The organism is Afipia sp. GW823-FHT06G09 (assembly GCF_058794875.1).
Window position 1 is genome coordinate 89,847 of the sequence record NZ_JBXAHF010000005.1, and the last position, 19,939, is coordinate 109,785.

The 19,939-nt window shown below is 61.3% G+C and carries 17 protein-coding genes; 7 read left to right on the forward strand and 10 right to left on the reverse strand.

The window, feature by feature from the left end; translation table 11 throughout:
* Window positions 1-55 precede the first annotated feature (55 nt).
* From AC1Q67_RS21390 to AC1Q67_RS21410, 5 genes are read left to right on the forward strand one after another with little or no spacing between them, the layout of a single operon-like run.
* On the forward strand, window positions 56-952 hold the full coding sequence (locus tag AC1Q67_RS21390; protein WP_492237425.1) for a branched-chain amino acid ABC transporter permease: 897 nt from the start codon (window positions 56-58) through the stop codon (window positions 950-952).
* Entirely contained in the window at window positions 952-1,941 is a 990-nt protein-coding gene (locus tag AC1Q67_RS21395) for a branched-chain amino acid ABC transporter permease (protein WP_492237424.1), read from the forward strand. The genes AC1Q67_RS21390 and AC1Q67_RS21395 overlap by 1 nt, the downstream gene beginning before the upstream one ends.
* Window positions 1,938-2,687 (forward strand): ABC transporter ATP-binding protein, encoded by a 750-nt coding sequence (locus AC1Q67_RS21400; protein ID WP_492237423.1) that lies wholly within the window; start codon window positions 1,938-1,940, stop codon window positions 2,685-2,687. The genes AC1Q67_RS21395 and AC1Q67_RS21400 overlap by 4 nt, the downstream gene beginning before the upstream one ends.
* Window positions 2,684-3,346: an ATP-binding cassette domain-containing protein gene (locus AC1Q67_RS21405; protein WP_492237422.1), complete on the forward strand. Its 663-nt coding sequence runs from the start codon at window positions 2,684-2,686 to the stop codon at window positions 3,344-3,346. The genes AC1Q67_RS21400 and AC1Q67_RS21405 overlap by 4 nt, the downstream gene beginning before the upstream one ends.
* Before the next feature lie 30 nt (window positions 3,347-3,376).
* A complete protein-coding gene (locus AC1Q67_RS21410; RefSeq protein WP_492237421.1) occupies window positions 3,377-4,972 on the forward strand; it encodes a class I adenylate-forming enzyme family protein in 1,596 nt (531 codons plus the stop codon).
* Window positions 4,973-4,990: 18 nt separating this feature from the next.
* Here AC1Q67_RS21410 and AC1Q67_RS21415 read toward each other — a convergent pair whose 3' ends face one another.
* The 7 genes from AC1Q67_RS21415 to urtA form a co-directional block, all read right to left on the reverse strand.
* The gene (locus tag AC1Q67_RS21415; protein WP_492237420.1) at window positions 4,991-5,329 is read right to left on the reverse strand and encodes an FmdB family zinc ribbon protein; all 339 of its coding nucleotides are present in this window, start codon (window positions 5,327-5,329) and stop codon (window positions 4,991-4,993) included.
* Window positions 5,330-5,418: 89 nt separating this feature from the next.
* Window positions 5,419-6,648, reverse strand: a complete 1,230-nt coding sequence (fmdA, locus tag AC1Q67_RS21420; protein WP_492237419.1) for a formamidase — start codon at window positions 6,646-6,648, stop codon at window positions 5,419-5,421.
* A gap of 32 nt (window positions 6,649-6,680) precedes the next feature.
* Window positions 6,681-7,370 carry an urea ABC transporter ATP-binding subunit UrtE gene (gene urtE / locus AC1Q67_RS21425; protein WP_024573782.1) on the reverse strand — a complete coding sequence of 230 codons (690 nt, stop codon included), beginning with the start codon at window positions 7,368-7,370 and terminating at the stop codon, window positions 6,681-6,683.
* A gap of 11 nt (window positions 7,371-7,381) precedes the next feature.
* Window positions 7,382-8,137, reverse strand: coding sequence for an urea ABC transporter ATP-binding protein UrtD (urtD, locus tag AC1Q67_RS21430; RefSeq protein WP_024573781.1), 756 nt, complete (start codon window positions 8,135-8,137; stop codon window positions 7,382-7,384).
* Between the two features lie 9 nt (window positions 8,138-8,146).
* Window positions 8,147-9,355, reverse strand: a complete 1,209-nt coding sequence (gene urtC / locus AC1Q67_RS21435; RefSeq protein WP_492237418.1) for an urea ABC transporter permease subunit UrtC — start codon at window positions 9,353-9,355, stop codon at window positions 8,147-8,149.
* Window positions 9,356-9,368: 13 nt separating this feature from the next.
* Window positions 9,369-10,295 carry an urea ABC transporter permease subunit UrtB gene (gene urtB, locus AC1Q67_RS21440; RefSeq protein WP_024573779.1) on the reverse strand — a complete coding sequence of 309 codons (927 nt, stop codon included), beginning with the start codon at window positions 10,293-10,295 and terminating at the stop codon, window positions 9,369-9,371.
* 108 nt (window positions 10,296-10,403) lie between these two features.
* Entirely contained in the window at window positions 10,404-11,666 is a 1,263-nt protein-coding gene (gene urtA / locus AC1Q67_RS21445; RefSeq protein ID WP_492237417.1) for an urea ABC transporter substrate-binding protein, read from the reverse strand.
* Window positions 11,667-11,826: 160 nt separating this feature from the next.
* Here urtA and AC1Q67_RS21450 point away from each other — a divergent pair, with 160 nt between their 5' ends.
* Together AC1Q67_RS21450 and AC1Q67_RS21455 are read left to right on the forward strand one after the other, a co-directional pair.
* Entirely contained in the window at window positions 11,827-15,213 is a 3,387-nt protein-coding gene (locus AC1Q67_RS21450; RefSeq protein ID WP_492237416.1) for a hybrid sensor histidine kinase/response regulator, read from the forward strand.
* Entirely contained in the window at window positions 15,203-16,120 is a 918-nt protein-coding gene (locus AC1Q67_RS21455) for a response regulator (protein WP_492237415.1), read from the forward strand. The genes AC1Q67_RS21450 and AC1Q67_RS21455 overlap by 11 nt, the downstream gene beginning before the upstream one ends.
* A 99-nt stretch (window positions 16,121-16,219) precedes the next feature.
* On the opposite strand, the gene AC1Q67_RS21460 is transcribed toward AC1Q67_RS21455, so the two are convergent.
* From AC1Q67_RS21460 to AC1Q67_RS21470, 3 genes are all read right to left on the reverse strand, one after another.
* The gene (locus tag AC1Q67_RS21460) at window positions 16,220-16,993 is read right to left on the reverse strand and encodes a ferredoxin--NADP reductase (protein WP_492237414.1); all 774 of its coding nucleotides are present in this window, start codon (window positions 16,991-16,993) and stop codon (window positions 16,220-16,222) included.
* Between the two features lie 344 nt (window positions 16,994-17,337).
* Complete coding sequence (locus AC1Q67_RS21465) at window positions 17,338-18,558, reverse strand: ABC transporter substrate-binding protein (RefSeq protein WP_492237413.1); 1,221 nt, start codon at window positions 18,556-18,558, stop codon at window positions 17,338-17,340.
* A 55-nt stretch (window positions 18,559-18,613) separates the two neighbouring features.
* Window positions 18,614-19,897, reverse strand: a complete 1,284-nt coding sequence (locus AC1Q67_RS21470) for a hydroxymethylglutaryl-CoA reductase, degradative (protein ID WP_492237412.1) — start codon at window positions 19,895-19,897, stop codon at window positions 18,614-18,616.
* Window positions 19,898-19,939 lie beyond the last annotated feature (42 nt).

Consider the following 19,939-nt stretch of genomic DNA (forward strand, 5'->3'; position numbering starts at 1 on the left):
GATGTGAATCTCGCGCCGCCTCTCTCTTCGCTGCAACTCCGGCCTGATCACCTTCATGAATACGTTTCTCACGGTCATCCTCGACGGCCTGATCCAGGCATCGTGGCTCTTTGTTGTGGCGCTGGGCCTGACGCTCGTTTTCGGCGTGCTCAAGATCCTCAACATCGCGCACGGCGGCTTCTACGCGCTCGGCTGCTATCTCGCGGCGACCGCCGTCACAATGGCGGCGGCGCATAAAGTCCCCCCGGCACTTGGGTTCGTACTGATGCTGGTATCGGTGGCCGCGATTGCCGCGGTCGTCGGCCTGCTGATGGAACGTGGACTGATCAAGCTGTTCTATGGCCGCGATGAAGTCGTGCTGCTGCTCGTGACCTACGCGGTGTTTCTGATTTTTGAGGACGCGACCAAACTGATCTGGGGCGTCAATCCGATCTATGCCAACCAGCCCTATGAACTGTTCGGCAATGCCGAGTTCGCCGGGTTGTTCTACGTCGGCTACGATCTCATGCTGATCCCGTTTTCGGCGGTCATCGGTTTTGCGGTGTGGTTTGCGCTCAACCGGACCACCACCGGAAAGATTGTCACCGCCGTGATTCACAACGCCGAAATGAGCGCCAGCATGGGCGTGAAGATCAACCGCGTCTACGCGCTCGCCTTTGCCTTCGGCGTGATGCTGGCCGCACTGGCCGGCGGACTTACCGCGCCGAAGATATCCGTGCAGCCCGGTTTGAGTTCGGAAATCATCATCCTGAGTTTCGCCATCGTGGTGATCGGCGGCCTCGGCAGCATCGAAGGCGCGGCCGTCGGCGCCATCCTCGTCGGCATGGCGCGGGCCGCTTCGGTCCACCTGCTGCCGCAGGCTGAACTGTTCATGATCTATCTTATTATGGCAGCAGTCCTGATGTTCAGGCCCGAAGGCCTGTTCCGCCGTGAAGTCGCGAGGCGCATTTGATGAAGTACGCCACGCACCCTCTCGCTCTTGTGGGCGTTGTCGTTCTCGCGGTGCTGTTCGGCCGCATCATTCCGGCATGGACGCTGTCGCTCGCCACCGTCGCCGCATCCAAGGCGCTCGTCGCGCTCGGTATTGTCGTGCTCGCGCGGACAGGCAACGTCTCGTTCGGACAGGGCCTTTTCTATGCCGGCGGCGGCTACGGCGTGGCGCTGATCGCGATCACGTTCGGCGTCACCGACGCCGTGGCACAGGTTATCATCGGTGCAGTGTTCGGCGGCCTGCTCGGCCTGATCATTGGCCCGCTGATTGCCCGCTACACCGGCATCTTCTTCGGCATGCTGACGCTGGCGCTGTCGATGGTGCTTTACGGCGCGCTGGTCAAGACAACCATTCTCGGCGGGTCGGACGGCTTCAATGTCGGCCGCCCCACCCTGTTCGGCGCAGTGTTCAACGACCCGCGCGAGGCGGACTTCATGCTCTATGCGGTATCCGTCGTCGCCACCGGACTTGCGGGTATCTTCGCAACGATCCTGTTCCGCTCACAGTTCGGACTGACGAGTCTCGCTGTGCGCGAGAACAACCTCCGCGTCGAGTATCTCGGCACCTCCGCGAACCGCATCGTCACCATCAACTTCGTGATCGCGGCGACATTCGCAGGCGCCAGCGGCGCGCTCGCGCTGATGGCGCAGCGGCACATCGATCCGGAATTCGCCTACTGGACGACGTCTGGTGAATTCGTCTTCATCGCGGTGCTCGCGGGCACGCAAAGCGTCGCTGCGGTGTTTATTTCCGCGCTTGTGCTTGAGCTGGTCCGCTCGTTCTCCAATCTCTATATGCCGAACACTTGGCAGCTCGTGCTCGGCGTGTTCCTGCTGGCGGTCATCCTGTTTCTGCCGCGGGGCATCGGTTCGCTCTGGAGCGGAAGAAAGCGCAGGACCTCTGAGCCAGTACCGGAACCCGTCGCCGCTGGGAAAGGATCGGCATCATGAAGCCCGTCCTTTCCGTGCGCGGTCTCCAGAAGCGTTTCGGCGCGGTGGTCGCCGCCGACAATGTCAGCATCGACATTCCGGCGGGCCAAAAGCTCTGCCTGATCGGCGCGAATGGCGCCGGCAAGACCACGTTCGTCAACATGGTGACGGGCTACATGAAGCCCGACAGCGGCGCGATCGAACTCGACGGCTCGCCGATCGGCCGGCGTTCGCCGCGCGATGTCGCCAAGCTCGGGATCTCGCGCTCGTTCCAGATTCCGCAGCTGTTCATCGAACTCACCGCCGCCGAAAATCTGACCGTCGCCGTCTCCAGCGCGGAAGGTGGACGGCTGTCGCTGACGGTTCCGGCGGAAGCCGGCGATCGGCATGACAAAGCGCTGGCGTTGCTCGATCGCTTCGGTCTCAAGGGGCACGCCGATCGGCCGGTGTCCGAACTGGCCGGGGGCGTCCGCAAGCTGGTCGACATCGCCATGGCGCTGGCCCGGCGTCCGAAACTGTTGCTGCTGGACGAGCCGACGTCCGGCGTTTCGGCCGAAGAGAAATTTGCCACCATGGACCGCGTCATCCACGCCGTCTCGGAAGAGGCCGCCACCATCGTCTTCGTCGAACATGATATGGATATCGTCAGCAAGTATGCCGACCGGGTCGTCGCCTTCTACAACGGCCGCATCCTGGCCGACGGCGAGCCGTCAACGGTGCTGAAAGACAATGAAGTCCGCCGTTATGTGACGGGAGGCGCAAAATGACCGCTTCCCGCTCCCTGCTCGAAATCGACAACCTCGCCGTCGAAATCCAGTCGATGCCGGCGCTGCGCGGTTTCACCATGCATCTCACCGAGGGCGGCATGGTCAGTCTGGTTGGCCGCAACGGCGCCGGCAAGACAACGTTGATGCGCTCGATCATGGGTCACCTTACGCCGAAGCGCGGCACGATCCGTTTCGGCGGCGAGGATCTGGCAGCCCTGCCGCGTCACGCCCGCGCCGGTCTCGGTATCGGCTACATGCCGGAAGACCGCGGACTGGTGCCGCAACTGACGGTGGAAGAGAATATTCTGCTGCCGCTATGGGTCGCAAAGGACGTCGACCGCAAGGCGCGGCTGGACTTCGTCTACGAGGTGATCGGCGAACTCGTCGCCATGCGCGATCGCAAGGCACTATTACTTTCGGGCGGACAGCAGAAACTGGTCGCGCTGGGCCGCGCATTGGGCATTGGAACCCGGTGCCTGCTGCTCGACGAGCCATTCGAAGGGATCGCACCTGCCCTGTCCGAGAGAATCTCCGACGTGCTTGCCTCGCTCAAGGGCAAGGGGTTAACAGTGTTGATGTCGCAGTCCGATTTGAATCACTCGCATACTTTGTTTGATACAGAATTTGTGATCGAGCGCGGGGCCAATTTTTCAACCTGACGCAACGATCAGGACAGGTAGCTAGGATCCATGAACTGGTCGAAATACCCGATTCCTGCAATGCGGCTGGAAACCCGCTTCGGCGACCGTATCGTGCCCGCCTTCGAGACCCGCCCCGCGAACATCTGGGACATGGTCGCAGATGCCGCCGCACGCAACCCCGATGGCGAAGCGCTGGTCTGCGGCGATGAGCGGATGACCTGGCGCGAGGTCGCGCAGAAATCCGCGCAGATCGCGGCCGGTTTCAAGGAAATCGGCCTGAAACCCGGCGACCGGATCGCGCTGCTGCTTGGCAACCGCATCGAGTTCGTGCTCGCGCTCTATGGCGCGGCGCATCTCGGGCTTGTCAGTGTGATGCTGAGCACGCGGCAGCAAAAGCCCGAGATCGCCTACGTTCTCGCCGACTGCGGCGCGGCGCTGATTATCCATGAAGACAGAATGGCGGACCGGCTGCCCGATCCCAACGAGATTCCGACCCTGCTTCATCGTGTCTCGATCGGCGTAACCGATGGCTCGCTGGCGTTTCAGGATCTGGTCGCGACCGAGACGTCGCAGGTGCCGGTGGCTGTCGATGAACAAGACACCGCCATGATCCTCTACACGTCGGGCACGACGGGTAAGCCGAAGGGCGCCATGCTCGCCCATTGCAACCTGATCCATTCGGCGATGATCTACGAGGCCTGCCTCGAACTGACGCAATCTGACCGCTCGATCGCCGCCGTTCCGCTCGCGCATGTCACCGGCATTGCCGCCAACATCATGGCGATGGCGCGCTGCGCCGGTGCGCTCATCATCGTCGCCGAGTTCAAGGCGGCGGAATACCTCAAGATCGCAGCGAGCGAGCGCGTCACGCAGACCGTGATGGTGCCTGCGATGTACAACCTCTGCCTGTTGCAAGCTGATTTCGATAATTTCGATCTTTCCGCCTGGCGGGTCGGCGGCTACGGCGGCGCGCCGATGCCGGTTGCGACCATCGAGAAGCTGGCGCAAAAACTTCCCGGGCTGAAACTGGTCAACGCCTACGGTTCGACCGAAACCTCGTCGCCATCGACCATCATGCCACCTGCGTTTACCGCCAGCCACAGTGACAGCGTCGGCCTGCCCTGTCCCGGTGCGGATATCATTGTTGTCGACTCATCCGGACGCGAACTGCCGCGCGGCGAGATCGGCGAAATCTGGATTCACGGCGGCTCGGTCATCAAGGGCTACTGGAACAATCCGCGTGCAACGGCGGAAAGCTTCACCGCCGGCTACTGGCATTCGGGCGACCTCGGATCCATCGACAAGGAAAATTTCGTTCGCGTCTTCGATCGGCAGAAGGACATGATCAACCGCGGCGGACTGAAAATCTATTCAGCGGAGGTCGAGTCGGTTCTGGCCAGTCATCCCGACGTCGTGGAAAGCGCCATCGTCGCGCGGCCGTGTCCGGTGCTCGGCGAGCGCGTTCACGCCGTCGTAGTCGTGCGCTCGAATATCGATCAGCCCACCTTGCGCGCGTGGTGCGCCGAGCGTCTCTCCGACTATAAAGTCCCGGAGACCATCGCGATCGGCACCGACCCCTTGCCGCGCAACGCCAACGGCAAGGTCATGAAGAAGAACCTGCGCGACGCGCTTGTCGAGTCCTGAGCAAAACGCGCAATACTTCTAGTGACTGATCATCCACGGCCGTGCAGTCGGAAATCCTTTGGCTCCGCTGCGGCTCTTGGTGACAAACCGGGACGGTTTGTTCGAACAGCAGCCACAGCCCGGCTGATGTGACGCCTTGTACTCGCCGAGCGTTTTCGGCGCGTTGGCGCTGCGCTCATTGATCGCATGCGACTTGCGTTTGTCCGCCGGCATGCATGAGAAGCGCGGCGCGGTCAGAATGACCCGCGGCGCGGCGATCGCGCAATGCGGGCAATCCTGCGGCGCATCGTATTCGGACATCGGCCGCATATCGGTGAATGGTCCGCAGTCGTTGCAAAGATACTCGTAAACCGGCACAGCCCGTCTCCCTCGGTTTGTCCTGTTATCGCGATCCCGGCGGATGCAGGGGCGGCAAGATACGCACCGCCCCTGCATCACCTCGCGGGTTACTTGTCCGGTGACAGCGGCATGTCGATGCCGCCCTTGATGTGCTTGGTCGGCCCTGCCGACGACGGCATGACGTCGAAGTCGAAGATTTCCGTCGGCAGCCACAGCGTGGCGCAGGCGTTGGGTACGTCCACGACACCCGAGATGTGTCCCTGCACCGGGGCCGTTCCAAGAATGGAATAGGCCTGCGCGCCGGAATACCCGAACTTCTTCAGATACTCGATGGCGTTCAAACACGCCTGACGATAGGCAACCGTCACATCCAGATAGTGCTGCTTGCCAGCTTCATCGACCGAGATACCTTCGAAGATCAGGAAGTCCTTGTAGTTCGGCGTCATCGGCGACGGCTTGAACACGGGATTCTTGATGCCGTATTTCGCCATGCCGTCCTTGATGACGTCGACCTTGATGTGCAGCCAGCCGGCCATCTCGATGGCACCGCAGAAGGTGATTTCGCCGTCGCCCTGGCTGAAGTGCAGATCGCCCATCGAAAGGCCTGCCCCCGGAACGTAAACCGGGAAATAGATCTTCGAACCGCGCGACAGATCCTTGATGTCGCAGTTGCCGCCATGCTCGCGCGGCGGAACGGTGCGCGCACCCTCTGCCGCGGCCTTCGCCTTGGCATCGCCCTTCAGGCGACCCATATGCGCGGTCGGACCGAACGGCGGATTGGCGAGACCCGGCACGCGCGTCGGGTTGGTTGCGATCAGCGCCGTCTCGCGCTCGTTCCACATCGACAGCATTTTCGGATCGGGCAGACAGCCGATGAGGCCGGGATGAATGAGGCCTGCAAAATTGACGCCGGGAATGTGGCGCGACGACGTGTACATGCCCTTGAAGTCCCAGATCGACTTCTGCGCCAGCGGGAAATGGTCGGTCAGAAACCCGCCGCCATTCTGCTTGGAGAAGAAGCCATTGAACCCCCACAGGCTCTCCTTCATCGGGCCGACGTCGAGCAGATCGACCACCAGAAGATCGCCCGGCTCCGCGCCCTTGACGCCGATCGGCCCCGACAGAAAATGCACGATCGACAGGTCGATGTCGCGCACGTCGTCGGCCGAGTCGTTGTTCTTGATGAAACCGCCGGTCCAGTCGTAGGTCTCGATGATGAAATCGTCGCCCGGACTGACCCACTCCACCATCGGGATATCCGGATGCCAGCGATTGTGAACCTTGTCGTTGTCGTAGGCCGACTGGTTGAGATCGACCTTGATCAGTGTATCTGGCATTTAGGATGCTCCCCTGGTTACAAAAGGCTTCGTTAAACTGAAAGATATTTGGCGACCTGCGCGGCATCGATGCCGTCGCGCTTCTCGTCGCGGACGATCTCGCCGTTCTCGATCACCAGAACGCGGTCGGCGACGTCGAGTGCGAAACTGAGAACCTGCTCGGAGACGATGATCGACAGGCCTTTCTCGTCTCGGATGCGCTTCAGCGTGCGCGCCATCTCGCGGATGATCGATGGCTGGATTCCCTCTGTCGGCTCATCGAGCAGCAGAACCTTCGGCTTGGTGGCAAGCGCGCGCGCAATCGCAAGCTGCTGCTGCTGGCCGCCGGAGAGATTGCCCCCGCGCCGGCTCTTCATCTCAAGCAGCACCGGGAACAGTTCATAGAGATCACCGGGCACTTCCTTCTCGCCCGACGCCACCAGTCCGGTCTCGATATTTTCCTTCACCGTCATGGTCGAAAAGATCATGCGTCCCTGGGGGACATAGGCGAGCCCCTTGGCGACGCGCTCGTAACTCTTGAGCTTGCTGAGTTCGCTGCCTTCCATCGTGACCGAACCGCTCTTGGTCGGAACGATCCCCATCAGCGACTTCATCAGCGTGGTCTTGCCCATGCCGTTGCGGCCCATGATCGCGACGATCTCGTTGGGCGCGACGGAAACGTTGAGACCGTGCAGGACTTCGCTCTGTCCGTATGCGACGTGAAGGTCCGAGATCGCGAGCATTGCGTGTTTCCTTAGTGGCCGAGATAGACTTCGATAACCTTCGGATCGTTCTGCACCGCTTCCATCGAACCTTCCGACAGGATTCTGCCCTGATGCAGCACGGTCACCTTGTGCGCGATATCCTCGACGAACTTCATGTCATGCTCGATCACCAGCACCGAGCGGTCCTTGATGATGCGGTTGAGCAATTCGGCGGTCTTGATCCGCTCGCTGACGCTCATGCCGGCCACCGGCTCGTCGAGCATCAACAGGTCCGGGTCCTGGATCAGCAGCATGCCGATCTCCAGCCACTGTTTCTGGCCATGGCTGAGCAGTTCGGCGCTCATACCGAGGCGGTCCTTCAGGAAGATCATCTCCGCGACCTCCTCGACCCGGTCGCGCACCGTCGCATCGCGCTGGAATGTCAGTGCGCCGAACACCGTACGTCCGCGCGGATAGGAGATCTCGAGATTCTCGAACACCGTGAGGTCGTCATAGATCGACGGGGTCTGGAATTTTCGGCCGACGCCCGCCTGGACGATCTGGTTCTCCTTCATCTTGGTCAGTTCCTGATTACGGAACTGGATCGAACCGGATGTGGCCTTGGTCTTCCCGCAGATCAGATCGAGCACCGTGGTCTTGCCGGCGCCGTTCGGGCCGATGATGACGCGGATCTCGTTTTCATCGACGTAGAACGACAGGTCGTTGACCGCCTTGAAGCCGTCGAACGACACCGTGAGCGCTTCGACCGCGAGCAGGAATTCCTTGGGCTGATGACCGACAAGCATGATGTGCTCCTATTCCGCGGGTGCGCCGTCGGCGACCGAGCCGCCGGTCCAGCCGTTCTTGCCGCCCGCCTTCGGCTTGCGGAGTGAGAGCAGGCGATCGATGTGGGACTGAAAGTGATCGCGCCAGATCCCGGCAAGGCCATTCGGGAAGGCCAGCACCACCGCGATGAACAGCCCGCCAAGGCCGAACAGCCACAATTCGGGGAAGGATTCCGACAGGCTGGTCTTGGCGAAGTTCACAAGGAGCGTGCCGTAGACCGCGCCCAGTATGGAGAGGCGCCCGCCGACAGCGGCATAGATCACCATTTCGATGGACGGCACGATGCCGACGAAGGACGGTGACATGAAGCCGATTTCGAGGGCGAACAGAGCGCCGCCGATGGAGGCGAACACCGCCGCCGCGCAGAACGCGAATATCTTGAAGTTGGCGACGCTGTAGCCCGAGAACCGGACGCGATCTTCCTTTTCACGCATCGCGACCAGGATTCGCCCGAGCTTTGAGTGCCGGATGAAAAGAGCGACGCCGATGCAGCCGAACAGCAAGATCACTTCCACGAAGTAGAGAATGAACTTGGCGTTGTCTGTCCGGATATCCCAGCCCTTCAGCGTGCGCAGGTCGGTGATGCCGTTGACGCCGCCGGTGTAACCTTGCTGACCGATGATCAGGATGGTCAGGATCGCGGCGATCGCCTGGGTGATAATGGCGAAATACGTACCGCCGACCCGCCGCTTGAACATCGCAGCGCCGATAATGAAGGAGAAGATCGCCGGAACCGCGATGATTGCGAAGATCGTGAAAGTCAGGCTGTGGAACGGCTTCCAGAAGAAAGGGAGTTGCGTGAGCTGATTCCAGTCCATGAAGTCCGGGATGCCGGGCGTCGACTGGATCTTGGTGTTGGCGACGCTGGATGCTTCCAGCTTGAGAAACATCGCCATGCAGTAGCCGCCGAGGCCGAAGAACACTCCCTGCCCGAGGCTCAGAATGCCACCATATCCCCAACAGATAACGAGGCCGATCGCAACAAACGCGTAGGTCAGATATTTCGCGACCAGGTTGAGCCGGAAGATATCCAGGGTCAACGGCAGGACAACAACCAGCAGAACTGCAAGCGCCAGAATGCCGACAAGTTCGGAGCGGTTCGCGAAGCGCGGGTTGTCGTGGACGGCTTTGGCGACAACAGTTTGCTCGGAGCTTTTCTCTACGCTTTTCTTGGACATTTTCCTGGCCTTTTCACTTCCGGACCTTGAGGGCGAACAGGCCCTGCGGCCGCAGCATGAGGATGCCGACAATCGCGAGCAGCGTGAGAACCTTGGCCATCGAGCCCGACATGAAGAACTCCATGGTCGACTGGGCCTGCGAGATAGTGAATGCGGAGGCGATGGTGCCGAGCAGGCTGGCCGCGCCGCCGAAGACGACCACAAGGAACGTATCGACGATGTAGAGCTGGCCGGAGGTCGGGCCCGTTGAGCCGATCATCGTGAAGGCCGAGCCCGCGACGCCGGCGATGCCGCATCCGAGACCGAAGGTGTAACGGTCGACCTTCTCGGTGTTGATGCCGACCGCGCCGGCCATCACGCGATTCTGCACCACGGCACGGACCTGCCGGCCCCAGCGCGACCTGTACATGATGTAGGCGACGGCAATCGTGATCAGCACCGTCAGGCACATCACGAAGATGCCGTTGATGGGCACTTCGATGGTGTCGGTGACCTTGAGCGAGCCCAGCATCCACTGCGGCAGTTCAACGCCGACCTCGCGGGCTCCGAATATCGAGCGATAGGCCTGCTGCAACATCAGGCTCAGGCCCCAGGTCGCGAGCAGCGTATCGAGCGGCCGCTTGTAGAGATGCCGTATCAGTGCCCATTCCACCAGCATGCCGAGCGCGCCGGACGCAATGAACGCAAGTATCATGGCGAGGAAGAAGTAGCCGCTGAACAGCGACGGCAGATAGGCCTGAAAGAAATTCGACGTCATCCAGGTGACGTAGGCGCCGAGGATCATGAACTCGCCGTGCGCCATGTTGATGACGCCCATCTGGCCGAAGATGATCGCAAGTCCGAGCGCCATCAGAACGTAGACAGAGAACAGGATAAGGCCCGCAAATCCTTGCATCACAAAGATTGAGCCGAGATCGCCAATCGAATAGTCGCCGAACATTTCAATTCTCCGCCGGGGAAGTCTCGCGCCGCAGACGAATCCGCGGCGCGAGGGCTGCGGGCGTGGACTGACGATCCACGCCAGGGAGCTCAGCTATCGGAGCGAGGCTTACTGGTAGCCCTTGGGGAACGGATCGGGCTCGACCAGATCGGCGGTCTCGTACACAACCTTGAACTGTCCATCGAGGCCGGCGAGACCGACGCGGGTCTTTGACCAGAGATGGTGGTTCGGATGGATCTTCACGTAGCCTTCCGGCGCCTTGGTGAACTCGATGCCTGCGGATGCCGCCGCGATCTTGTCGACATCGAAGCTGCCCGCCTTCTCCACCGTCATCTTCCAGAGCCACGGGCCGAGATAGGCAGCCTGTGTGACGTCTCCGATCACGGTCTTTTCGCCCCACATCTTCTTGAACGCGGCAACGAATTCCTTGTTGTTCGCATTGTCGAGGGACTGGAAGTATTTCATGCAGGCGAACGCGCCCGCGATGTTCTCGCCGCCGATGCCGTCGATTTCGTCCTCGGTGACCGAGATGGTCAGCAGCGTCTGCTTCGACAGGTCGATGCCCGCCGCCTTGAGCTGCTTGTAGAACGCGACGTTCGAACCGCCGACAATGATGGCGTAGATCACGTCCGGCTTGGTCAGCTTGATCTTGTTGATGACGGAGTTGAACTGGGTATGGCCGAGCGGGAAGTATTCTTCGCCGACGACCTTCGCGCCGCCGAGATGGCCCTCGATGTGCTTGCGCGCGATCTTGTTCGACGTACGCGGCCAGATGTAATCCGAACCGAGCAAGTAGAAAGTTTTCGCGCCCTTGGTCTTGTTGACCCAGTCGAGACCCGCGATGATCTGCTGGGTCGCTTCCTGGCCGGTGTAGATCACGTTCTTGGACTGCTCGAGGCCTTCATAGAAGGTCGGGTAGTAGAGCATGCCATTGTACTGCTCGAACACCGGCAGCACCGCCTTGCGCGACGCCGACGTCCAGCAGCCCATCACCGATGCGCACTTGTCGTTGACCAGAAGCTTCTTCGCCTTCTCGGCGAAGGTCGGCCAGTCGGACGCGCCGTCCTCCTGGATGAACTTGATCTTGCGTCCGAGCACGCCGCCCGAGGCGTTGATCTGCTCGATCGCCAGCTTTTCGGCCTGAACCGATCCCGTCTCCGAAATCGCCATGGTGCCGGTCACGGAATGCAGGATTCCGACCGTCACTTCGGTGTCGGTGACCGCGAGACCCGTGGTGTTGACCGCCGACGTTGCCGGTCCGGCGCCGAACGATGGCTTCGAGACCAGTGACATGGCCGGCAGCGCCGCCATTCCCATCAGCATTTTTCGCCGGAACGCGGACTGTAAGCCCTGATTTTTGTCGTCTGACATGACCACCCCTTTTTGCTGGAAAACCGCCTTGATGGGGAAAAGATGGCCCGGATTGTGCAGCGCACAGATACGCGAAATCGCGCATACTGCACCGCAAAAGCGCGACGTAGATTTTTCAGAACCGGATCAGGACGCACAACGCGTGACGATGGAGACCAAAGTGGCCGGGCGACAGCGGATAGACCGCGTCAGGCGCCAATATAATCAATGGGTTGCCAATCAGACCCTTGAAGACTACGCGCTTCGCTTCACGGCCAAGAGTGCCCGCCGGTGGTCGGCTGCGCGAGTGGCGAACACGGCACTCGGTGCGATCTCGTTTCTGGCGCTGGAAGCCATCGGCGGCACCATCACGCTGAACTACGGGGTTACCAACGCCACCGCCGCCATTCTGGTGGTGAGCGCCATCATCTTCTGCTGCGGCCTGCCAATTGCCTATTACGCAGCCAGATACGGCGTCGATATCGATCTGCTCACCCGCGGCGCCGGATTCGGTTACATCGGCTCCACGATCACATCGCTGATCTACGCGTCCTTCACCTTCATCTTCTTCGCCATCGAGGCCGTCATTCTCGCGATGGCGCTGGAACTGTGCTTCGGCATCCCCCGCCCGATCGGCTATCTCATCAGCGCGGTAGTCATCATCCCGCTGGTCACCCACGGCATCACACTGATCAGCCGCTTCCAGTTGTGGACACAGCCGTTCTGGATCCTGCTTCACATTCTTCCCTTCGCGGCCATCGCCATCAAAAGCCCCGGCTCGTTTGCGGAGTGGACAGCGTTTCCGGGCGAGCACGGCAATCCGTCGGGACATCTGGACCTGCTGCTGTTCGGAACCGCGGCTTCCGTGGTGTTCGCGCTGGTGGCGCAGATCGGCGAACAGGTCGACTTCCTGCGGTTTCTGCCGCGCGACCGGCGGACCTCGAAGCGCGCATGGTGGATGGCGATGGTCAGCGCTGGTCCCGGCTGGATCGTACCCGGCGCAATCAAGATGCTGGCCGGATCGTTCCTAGCGTTCTTCGCGATCAAGCACGGCGTGACGGCGGAATACGCCGCCGAACCCGCGCACATGTATCTCGAAGCATTTCGTTACGTGCTCGCGCAGCCCGATCTGGCGCTGGCGCTGACGGGCACGTTCGTGATCCTGTCGCAGCTCAAGATCAACGTCACCAACGCCTATGCAGGCTCGATCGCATGGTCGAACTTCTTTTCGCGCCTGACCCACAGCCATCCGGGACGTGTGGTGTGGCTGGTGTTCAACGTGCTGGTCGCGCTGCTGCTGATGGAGATCGGCGTTTACAAGGCGCTAGAACAGACGCTTGCGCTTTACTCGAACGTCGCCATCGCATGGGTCGGGGCGCTGGTCGCCGATCTCATCGTCAACAAGCCGCTCGGCCTGCGCCCACCCACCATGGATTTCAAGCGCGCGCACCTCTACGACATCAATCCGGTCGGCGTCGGCGCGATGACGATCGCAACCATCGTTTCGATCAGCGCGTTCTACGGATTCTTCGGAACCACGGCGAAGGCACTTGCCCCGTTCGTCGCACTGACCGTGGCCTTCCTGACCGCACCGGTGATCGCATGGGGGACGGGCGGAAAGTATTACATCGCGCGCAAGCCGAAGCGGAGCTGGCAGAATCTCGAATCGATCAAGTGCTGCATCTGTGAACATGCGTTCGAGCCGGAAGACATGGCCTCCTGCCCTGCCTATGCCGGTCCGATCTGCTCACTGTGCTGTTCACTCGACGCCCGCTGCCACGACCTGTGCAAGCCGCATGCGCGGGTGCAGGCGCAGTTCTCCGAAACGCTGGGCAAGATGCTTCCGCAGTTCATCTACGCGCGGATCAATTCGCAGCTCGGGCACTATCTCGGTGTGTTTGCGCTGTCGGCGGGACTGGTCGGGCTCACGCTCGCCCTGATTTACCTCCAGACCTCCACCGCGATCCGGTTCGATCAGATCCAGCTTTCCGACGTGCTGTGGAAAGTCTTCTTCGCGCTCTCGATCATCATCGGTGTGGTGGCCTGGCTGTTCGTGCTGGCACGGCAAAGCCGCCAGGCGGCGGAAGCAGAGACCCGGCGCCAGACCACGCTTCTGATGCAGGAAATCGATGCTCACCGGCAGACCGACATGGAGCTTCAGCGCGCCAAGGAAGTCGCCGAATCCGCCAACCTCGCCAAGAGTCGCTACGTGGTCGGATTGAGCCACGAACTGCGCTCACCGCTCAACGCTATCAGCGGATACGCGCAACTGCTCGAACAGGACGCGACCATCCAGCCGAAACCCCGCGACCAGATTCGCGTCGTACGCCGCAGCGCCGATCATCTGTCAGGATTGATTGACGGCCTGCTCGACATTTCCAAGATCGAGGCCGGACGATTGCATCTGTCGCGCGACGAAGTGCGGCTTCATGCCTTCCTCGACCAGCTTGTCGGTATGTTCCGCCTGCAGGCCGCCGCGAAAAATGTGGAGTTCGTGTTTCAGCGGCCTGAGACCCTGCCCCCGGTCGTCTATGCGGATGAAAAGCGGCTGCGGCAGATTCTCATCAACCTGCTGTCGAATGCCATCAAGTTCACCCAGAGCGGCAGCGTGCATTTCATCGTGCATTATCGCAGCCCCGTCGCCGAATTTGAGGTGCGCGACACCGGCCCCGGCATTCACGCCGACGATCTGGAGCGCATCTTCGCCCCGTTCGAGCGCGGCGCGCTCGGCATTTCGCAGCCGCAGACCGGAACGGGTCTCGGCCTCACCATTAGCAAGCTGCTCGCGGGCGTGATGGGCGGCGACATCCGTGTCACCAGCACTGTCGGAAAAGGCAGCACATTCCAGGTCAAGATGCTGCTGTCGGAGGTCACCAATCCCACCCGCATCAAGGCGATCAACGCGCCTATCTACGGCTATCACGGCCCGCGCAAGACCATCCTTATCACCGACGACGATCCGACCCATCGCGATCTCCTGCGCGAAGTGCTCGCCCCGCTCGGCTTCATCATCCTGAGCGCACCGGACGGCGCGACATGTCTCAATCTCGCGCAACATTGTCAGCCGGATATGTTCCTGCTCGACATATCGATGGGCGAGACCGACGGCTGGTCGGTGGCGGAAAGCCTCCGCACCGCTGGCCATCACAATGCCCGCATCCTGATGATCTCGGCCAGTGCGCTCGAAGCCCACGGCGCTCCGCTGGCACAGCCGTTCCACGACGGCTACCTGATGAAGCCGATCGACGTGCCGCGCCTGCTGGAACTGATCGGTCAGTTGCTCAAGATCGAATGGTCTTACGAGCCCGGTCCGGTTCAGACGATTGAGACCGAAGCCTCTCCATGGAGTGCGAACGACGATCCCGCTCCGCCGGTGCAGTATGTCGATGAGTTGATCGACCTCGGGCAAATCGGCTACGTCACAGCCATTCATCTCAAGCTCGACCAGATCGACAAGGACCATCCGGAGCACGCGGCTTTCGTGTCACAAATGCGCTCGCTGGTAGAACGGTTCGATCTCGGGCAATACATGGCAACCCTTCAGAATGTGCAGCGCCATGATCATTGAAGCCAAGTCACGCGACACCGTGCTGATCGTTGACGATTCGCCGGAAACCCTGCGCATGCTGACCGATGCGCTCGACGGCGCCGGTATGACCGTGATGGTCGCGCTCGACGGCGCGTCGGCCCTGCGCATCGGCGAGCAGATCGTGCCGGATATCATCCTGCTCGATGCCGTGATGCCGGGAATGGACGGGTTCGAGACCTGCCGCCGCCTCAAGCGCGAAGCCAAGCTCGCCGGTGTCCCCGTCATCTTCATGACGGGCCTTGCCGAAAGCGAACATATCGTGCGCGGACTGGAGGCCGGCGGCGTCGACTACGTGACCAAGCCGATTGTCATCGTCGAGATGCTGGCGCGGATCAAGGTTCACCTCGCCAATGCGCGGCTGACGCAAAGCGCCCGCGCTGCACTGGACGTCTCAGGACGTTACCTGTTCGCGGTGGATCATCGCGGACGCATCATCTGGGCAACCCCGCAGGCTGAGAAGCTGGCGCGCGCCAGAGGCGCCGACGAAAAGTTCGAACTGCCGGAGCCGTGGCTCGACTGGCTCGACCAGATGCATCGGGGAATGGCTGAATCGAAATCGCCGCCCGCGATCTCCTTCCGCGACGAGAAGCTGCGCCTGCAATACATGGGCAGGCTCGGCGCGAACGAATTCCTGCTTCGGCTGGCGCGGGATAGCGGTTCGGATTCCCCGGCGGAATTCAGCAAGGAGCTGGGGTTGACCAGTCGCGAGGGAGAAGTGCTGTCGTGGCTGAGCAAGGGCAAGACCAACCGCGACATCGCGCAGATCCTGGGTCTCAGCCCGCGCACCGTCGACAAGCATCTTGAGCAGATCTACGCCAAGCTCGGAGTCGAAAACCGGACGGCGGCGGCGGCGGTCGCGAGCAACGCGAGCCGCCAGCGCATGTAAGCGCATGACGAAAGTCGCCGCTGCGGCGTCGTCATTCTACTTGCGCAACAAAAAAGCCGCTGGCATGGCCAGCGGCTTTATTTAGACGGATCGATCTGTTCAGCGTTCCGCGAACGCCTTCTCGACCACGAAATCGGCCGGCTCGCCATGGTTGCCTTCAACGAAGCCACGATCTTCCAGCAGCTTCTTGGTATCGACCAGCAGCGCCGGGCTTCCGCACATCATGACGCGATCCTTCGCGGCATCGAGCGGCGGCAATGCAATGTCCTCGAACAACTTGCCCGAGGTGATCAGGTCGGTGATGCGGCCACGGTTGCGGAACGGATCGCGCGTCACGGTCGGATAATAGATGAGCTGCTTGCTCACCATCTCGCCGATCATCTCGTCCTGCGGCAGCTTCTCGGTGATCAGTTCGCCGTAAGCCAGTTCGCGGACATGGCGGCAGCCGTGGAGCAGCACGACCTTCTCGAAACGCTCGTAGGTCTCAGGGTCCTTGATGACGCTGAGGAACGGCGCGAGGCCAGTGCCGGTGCCGATCAGATAGAGGTTGCGGCCGGCGGTCAGGTTGTCGATCACCAGCGTGCCGGTCGCCTTGCGGCTGACGATGATCTGGTCGCCTTCCTTCAGATGCTGAAGACGCGAGGTCAGCGGGCCGTCGGCGACCTTGATCGAGAAGAATTCGAGGTTCTCTTCGTAGTTCGCGCTCGCGACGCTGTAGGCGCGCAGCAGCGGCTTCTCGTTCACCTTCAATCCGATCATGGTGAACTCGCCATTCCGGAAACGGAACGAGGAATCACGCGTGGTCGTGAAGCTGAAAAGGTTGTCGGTCCAGTGATGGACGCTGAGAACCGTTTCCTGATTGAAGTTGCTCATAACCGGACCCATGCTCTTGCAATCGGTGAGCGCACAATCGCCGGACTTGCGGGCGGTCACGCCTCACGCAGAACTTCTCGCCGATGAATTTTGCTGGATGGCCTGCCTTGCAGGCGAAGACGGCGGCAGCATTCACGACGCCGGTGAAATAGCCGAATTTCCGTTTTTGGTCAATTACATACCGCGCCTGCGTCATGCCCCGAGGGCAGACCGGCGTTGCATTCTAAGATCATGTTCGAAGAGAGAAATTTCCTCCCGCACGGAGCCCGCCGGGAGGAAATTTACACTCGATCTAAACGCCCCGATAACGACGGCGCACCTGCGCGCGGCTGCGGAAACCGGCCTTACTTCTTCACCATCGGGCAGTTGCCCTCGGCGATCGGCCGGAAAGCGTCCTTCGCCGGGATCGTCTCCACCAGCTTGTAGAAGTCCCATGGCGCCTTGGACTCGGCGGGAGTCTTCACCTGGAACAGATACATATTGTGGATGTGACGGCCGTCCTCGCGGATCGTGCCTTCACCGAACAACGGATCCTTCGACGGCATCTCCTTCATCTTGGCAACGACCTTCTGTCCATCGGTTGTGTTCGCCGCGGCCGCCGCGCGCAGATAGTGCAGCGTGCCGGCATAGACGCCCGCCTGAATCGCGGTCGGGCGCTTTCCGCCGCCAACCGCCGCAGTGAAGCGGTCGGAGAACTTGCGCGTGCCGTCGTTAGAGTCCCAATAGAAGCCTTCGGTCAGATAGAGGCCCTTCGCGCCCTGAAGTCCGATGGCGTTGACGTCGGTGACCTGCATCAGCAGCGCCGCCAGTTCTTGCCCGCCGGCCTGAATGCCAAACTCGGTCGCCTGCTTCACGGAATTGACGGTGTCGTTCACCGCGTTGGCAAGCGCAACGATCTTGGCCTTGCTGGCCTGCGCCTGCAGCAGGAAGGACGAAAAGTCCGATGCGCCCGGCGGATGCCGCACGCTGCCGAGGATCTTGCCGTTCTGTTCCTTCACAACGTCCGACGCATCCTTCTCAAGCGAATGGCCGAAGGCATAGTCCGCAGTGACGAAGAACCATGTGTCCTTCTTCGCCTTTAACAGCGCCAATGCAGTGCCGTGCGCCAGCGCCCAGGTGTCATAGGTCCAGTGCACGGTGTTGGGCGAGCACTTCTCGCCGGTCAGCAGCGACGAGCCGGGGCCCGATGCAATGAACGCGGTTTTCGATCCGCGCGTGGCTTCCTGCACGGCCAGCGCCACCGAGGAGAACGGCACGTCGAGAATCGCATCGATCTTGTCGATATCCATCCAGCGGCGCGCAATCGCTCCGCCGATATCCGCCTTGTTCTGGTGGTCCGCCTGAACGAGTTCGACCTTGATATCAGGCTTCTCAAGCTTGAAATCCTCGATGGCGAGTTTCGCGGCGACAACCGAGCCCGTGCCTGTGGAATCGGTCGCGATGCCGGTAAGATCGGTCAGCACGCCAAGCTTGATCGTATTGTTGGCGATCTGTGCATGGGCCGGAGCCATCAGCGCCAGCAGCATCGCCGCTCCCGCCAGAAAAGCCGATTTCGATTTAATCATTCTTATCCTCCCGTTTGATTTTCTTATGTGGTTCTCCGGCTTCGCCGGAAATGCTTTAGCGTCGGATGATTTCCAATACCTCCTGCGCGACATCGATACGCACCGTCGCGCGTTCGACCAGCACCTTCGCAACAGCCTCGACCTCGTCGCCGACAGCACCGGCCATGATCGCGATGTTCTGTGCATGAAGCGCCATGTGACCGGACTGGATGCCCACGGTGGCGAGCGCCTTCAATGCCGAGAAATTCTGCGCCAGCCCGACGGCCGCGATGATGCGCGCCAGCCGCTCCGCTGTGGTCACGCCGAGAATTTTCAGGCACGCCTGCGCGGTCGGATGGATTTTGGTCGCACCGCCGATCAGGCCAACCGCCAGTGGCAACTCGATCGAGCCTGACAGATCGCCGTCCTTGTTGATCTCGTAGCGCGTCAGGCTGGTGTAGCGCCCGCCGCGCGCAGCAAAGGCGTGCGCACCGGCTTCAACTGCGCGCGTATCATTGCCGGTGGCAAGAATGACGGCGCTGATGCCGTTCATGATGCCTTTGTTATGCGTGGCCGCACGATAAGGATCGGCTTCCGCGAACTGATACGCGCTGATGATCCCGTCGCGGACACTCTCGCCACCGATGTCACCCAGCTTCCACACCGCGTGCGCGCGCGCCAGTCGCCGGTCGGCGAGATTGGAGAGAATGCGCAGGAATACGCGCCCGCCGCTCCATGTGGCGACATGCGGCGCAATCTTCTCGGCCATGGTGTTGACGGCATTGGCACCCATTGCATCGCGCGTATCGACAATGAGATGCGTGATGACCATCGGCCCGCCGAGCGTATCGAGAATCCGCACCTCGACGTCGCGGAAGCCGCCGCCAAGTTTCACCAGCAGCGGATCGCAGGCGTCGCAGATCGCCTTGATCTCGTCGCGCTTCTCCAGAAGACGAAGCCGCGCCGCGTAAGGATCGGGCACGTTAACGGCCTGCACCTGCGCGATCATCAGCGTGCCGGATACGGACGTGGTGAACCCCGCATCATAGGTCTGGCGCGCGGCGTTGCAGACCGCGGCGACGACGGATGATTCCTCGGTCGCCATCGGAATCAGTACATCCTCGCCGTCGACCTTCACATTGGTCGCGATGCCGATCGGCACATTCATGGTGGCGATGACGTTTTCGATCATCTTGTCCGCAAGCTGCGGCGGCAGGTTGCCCATGTCGGCGAGATGCGCCGTGGTCGCGGCATCGAGGCCGGCGAACGAAGCGACGAGATCGAGCCGCTCCTGCGGCGATTTGCGGTGAAATCCGGCGATCCGCGATGAGCGGTTCGCGCCGTGCCTGGCAACAGTCATTCTTCAGCGTCTCCCAGACCGATGGTCCTCTTGAGGGGATTT